Genomic DNA, 4,269 nt, shown 5'->3' with positions numbered 1-4,269 from the left:
TGGCCGCTGCGCAGCCCACCCGCGCTGCAGAAGCTGCCAAGCCCCAGCCGGTAGATGCAAACCACGCCCTACCGCCCCGTGATGCCCGGCCTGCAAGAGGCCGACCAGCAAGCGGCCTTCGAATCTTTGCGCACGGGCGATTTCAAACCCAAAATTGACTCGGCCACCGGCCAGCTCACGGTGCCCAGCGACCGTTTCCACGAGGCCCGCATTTTTCTGGCCTCGCAGGGCTTGCCCAAAGCCGGCGCCACAGGCCTCGATGGCCTGAAAGACCAGTCGTCCATGACCACCAGCCAGTTCATGGAACAGGTGAAAGTGAACGCCGCCATGGAACAAGAGTTGGCGCGCAGCATCATGCAAATTGGCAGCGTGCAAAGTGCCCGCGTGCACTTGGCCACGCCCAAGCAAAGCGTGTTTGTGCGTGACCGCACGCCGCCCAAAGCGTCGGTGGTGCTGGCCCCCTACCCGGGCCGTGCCGTGTCCGCCTCACAAGTTCAAGCCATCGTGCACCTGGTGTCGTCCAGCGTGCCCTACCTCACACCCGACCATGTCACCGTGGTGGACAACGTGGGCAAGCTGATGACCGAGTCGGCCACCGAACAAAAACTGGGGCTGACCTCGGCCCAAGAGCAGCACAAGCAGCAAATGGAAGAAGTGCTGCGTTCCCGCATTGTGCAAATTTTGTCGCCCATGGTGGGCGAAGCCAATGTGCGTTCGCAGGTCAACCTGTCGCTGGACTTCACCCAAACGGAAAGCACCACCGAAGATTTTGACAACCGCGAAAAAGGCCCACGCACCCGTTCTGAGGTGTTGGCCGAAGACCGCGCCGCTGGCCGTTCTGCCGAAGGCATCCCCGGCTCATTGGCCAACACGCCACCACCCGACCCCACGACCACCAACAGCACGCAAGTGGACGCCACCAAGGGCCAAGCCGACGCAAACACCAAGCTCAGCAGCCGCTCAACACGGAACTACGAACTCGACCGCACCGTGCGCCATGTGCGCAACGCCAGCGGCGGGGTGATGAAGGTCAGCGTGGCCGTGATCGTGAACGAACGCCCTGCGCCCCTGCCGGCTGAAGGCACGGCAGCAGACCCCAATGCGCCCAAGAGCGTGGCCTACACCCCACAAGAGCTCGATCAGATGCTGCAAGTGGTGCGCGGTGTGGTGGGTTTTGACCAAACGCGTGGCGACAACGTGACCGTGGTGCCTGCCCGATTTGAAGCACCCGCAGCACTGGAAACCATTCCTTGGTACGTGGAGGACACAGTCCAGTCCGGCATCTCCAGCGCTTTGGTGGCCATCAGTTTCATCGTGTTCATGTTGATCGTGGTGCGCCCCATCATGCGCAACATCACCGCCTCCAAGGCCATCGCTGAGGAAGAGAAAGCCAAAGCCGCGCTGGCAGACGGCGAGCTGAGCGCAGAAGACATGAAGATGATCCAGATTGGCGAGGGCGAGAGCCTAGAAGAGATCAAAGCCAAGCTCAAGCCCAAAAAGTCGAGCATCAGCATCGACATGCTGGACACGGCCAACACCTACGACGACAAAGTGGCCCTCATCCGTATGCTGGTGGCCGAAGACTCGGGCCGAGTGGCCAACGTGCTCAAGGGCATGATCAAGGTCTCTTGACCGACTCAAGGAACAACAAAAATGGCTACGAAAAAAGACACCGACAAAGACGCCAAAGGCAAGGACGCCAAAGGCAAAGATGCCAAGGGCAAGGACGGCAAGGACACCAAGGTGGTGGCATCGGCCACGGGTGACGCACCCATCGTGATGACCGAAGAGCTGCAAGAAGAGCTGGACGCCCTGACGGGTGCACAGCGCGCAGCGGTGCTGATGCTGTTGCTCGGTGAGCAGCAAGCGGCCGAGATCATTCGCTTCCTGAATCCCAAAGAGGTGCAGTCGCTGGGCGGCGCCATGGTGTCGGTGGCCGACTTGTCGCAAGAAGCCGTGAACATCGTGCTCGACGAATTTGTGGCCATGCTGAAAAAGCAGACCAGCCTGGGTCTGGGCACGGGCGACTATGTCGAAAAAGTGATGAAACGCGCCCTGGGCGACGACAAGGCCTCTTCGGTGCTCAGCCGCATCATGCCGGGCCAAGGCAGCAAGGGCCTGGAAATCCTGAAATGGATGGACGCCCGATCGATTGCCGACATGATCCGCAGCGAACACCCGCAGGTCACGGCCATCATTTTGTCGGTGCTCGAATACGACGTGGCAGCCGATGTGCTGAACTTCTTGCCGCCTGAAGCCCGCCCCGAAGTGCTGCAGCGCATTGCCAGCTTGGAGACGGTGCAACCGTCGGCCATGGAAGAGCTGGAATCGATCATGAAGAAACAGTTCGCCAGCAACTCCTCGGCCAAGTCGTCGAGCTTTGGCGGCATCAAGGCGGCGGCCAAGATCATGAACTTCGTCAAGGTCGATTTGGAGTCCTCCATCATGGGCGGCCTGTCGCAGCTCGACCCCGAGTTGATGCTGAAGATCCAAGACAACATGTTCACCTTCGAGAACTTGGTGGGCGTGGACAACCGCGGCATCCAGGTGCTGATGCGCAATGTGGAGCCGGACATGCTGATGACGGCGTTGAAGGGTGCGCCCGAATTCGTCAAAGAGAAATTCTTCGGCAACATGTCGGCGCGTGCGCGGGTCATGTTCATCGACGAGATGGAGGGCAAGGGCCCACTGCGCATCACCGATGTGGAAGAAGCGCAAAAGACCATCATGCGTTTGGCACGCAAGCTGTCCGATGCGGGCGATCTGGTGCTGGCCGGACGGGGAGACGACTTTGTCTGAAGCCCGAGGACCAGCAGGCGGTTGGAGTGCCAACCCTTTGCTCAATGGCAAAAGCCAAGCCCCTGCTTTCTTGCGCACCCAGTGGGACGAAGCCAAGGTGCGCTCGTTTGGCCCCTGGCGCGTGGCCGATCGCACCGAGCCCACCGACGCCCTGACCCTGCCCGCGCCCTTGAGCGTGAGCGAGGCCGAGGAAGACGGCCTGGCCACGCAAACAGAAAGCACCGACACAACCGAGTTGAGCGCACCAGAGCCTGAAGATGCCCGCGTCTCGGAGGCGGCCTTGGCGGCTTTGCAAGACGAAGCCTACCAACGCGGCCTCAAGGAAGGCCAAGCGCAATTGCACGCCGAGATGGATGCCGAACGCGCCAAGGAGCGCGAACTCATCCGCCACCTGGGCATTGAGCTGCGCAGCATCAGCCAAGACCCCCAGCGCTTTTTTGAGCCGCTCAAACGCTTGTCCTTGCACCTGGCCGAACAGCTGGTGCGGGCCGAGCTGCAAATTTCCGGTCAAGCCATTCAGGGCCTGATCCAGTCGTGCATTCAGCAACTCGATCACCCGGCGCAACCCGTGCAGGTGAGCCTGAACCCAGAAGACCTGAAACGACTGCAAGCCATGGGCGAGGCCATCACGGCCCACCTGGACCTGGAAGCCGACCCCTTGTTGCGACCCGGCAGCGTGCGTGTGCGCGTGCAAGACAGCGTGGTGCAAGACCTGATCGAACACCGCCTGGAGCCGCTGGCGCGTCGCCTGCTGCCTCAGCCCGAGGCCTGGATGCAAACGTCCAGCCTGGTGCAAGACAAAGTGGACGCCATGCCCGAAAGCACGCCCAAACGCGACTGGAACCGCCAAGTGATTGACGTGCAGGACACCGACGTCAAAACCACCGACGCTGACGCGCCCGACGAGGGCACGCCCGACCAGGACACGCCCGCATGAACTTCGATCTGGAAGTCAACCAACTGATCGGCGGCCTGCATGCCCCCGAGCCCCAGCGCAGCGGCACTTTGGTGCGGCTGGTGGGCATGCGGTTGGAAACGCGTGGCCTGATGGCGCCGCTGGGCGCGTGCTGCGAGATCGTGGGCCAAATGGGCCACCGGGTCGAGGCCGAGGTGGTGGGCTTCAACGATGAAACGCTTTTTTTGCTCCCCTTCACCGAGCCGCAAGGCATTGGTCCGGGCGCACAGGTGCGCGTGCTCAGCCACACCTCGCAAGTGAGCTTGGGACCCGATTTGCTGGGCCGCATCATCGACGGACGTGGCCAACCGCTGGACGGCAAGCCGCCACCGGAATGCCGCGATGTGCTGAGCCTGCAAGGTCGCCCCATCAACCCGATGGAGCGCGGCCCCATCAAGGAAGTGCTGGATGTGGGCGTCAAAGCCATCAACGGCATGCTGACCATTGGTCGGGGCCAGCGCCTGGGCCTGGTGGCTGGCTCGGGTGTGGGCAAGAGCGTGTTGCTGGGCATGATG

At 62.0% G+C, this 4,269-nt stretch carries 3 protein-coding genes and 1 pseudogene; all 4 read left to right on the top strand.

Annotation, left to right across the window (positions count from 1 at the left end; all coding sequences use genetic code 11):
• Window positions 1-54: 54 nt before the first annotated feature.
• A complete protein-coding gene (fliF, locus tag Q0341_RS09665) occupies window positions 55-1,632 on the top strand; it encodes a flagellar basal-body MS-ring/collar protein FliF (protein ID WP_299512589.1) in 1,578 nt (525 codons plus the stop codon).
• Window positions 1,633-1,653: 21 nt separating this feature from the next.
• Window positions 1,654-2,799 carry a flagellar motor switch protein FliG gene (fliG, locus tag Q0341_RS09660; RefSeq protein WP_299512587.1) on the top strand — a complete coding sequence of 382 codons (1,146 nt, stop codon included), beginning with the start codon at window positions 1,654-1,656 and terminating at the stop codon, window positions 2,797-2,799.
• Window positions 2,792-3,736, top strand: a complete 945-nt coding sequence (locus Q0341_RS09655) for a FliH/SctL family protein (protein WP_299512584.1) — start codon at window positions 2,792-2,794, stop codon at window positions 3,734-3,736. Before fliG ends, Q0341_RS09655 begins: the two co-directional genes overlap by 8 nt.
• A pseudogene (fliI, locus tag Q0341_RS09650) lies at window positions 3,733-4,269 on the top strand (flagellum-specific ATP synthase FliI); the annotation flags it as partial. The gene Q0341_RS09655 and the pseudogene fliI, both read left to right, overlap by 4 nt.

Origin of the sequence: uncultured Limnohabitans sp. (genome assembly GCF_937889215.1) — a bacterium.
Classification (GTDB): domain Bacteria; phylum Pseudomonadota; class Gammaproteobacteria; order Burkholderiales; family Burkholderiaceae_C; genus Limnohabitans_A.
This window is presented reverse-complemented; position numbering and strand designations above follow the sequence as displayed.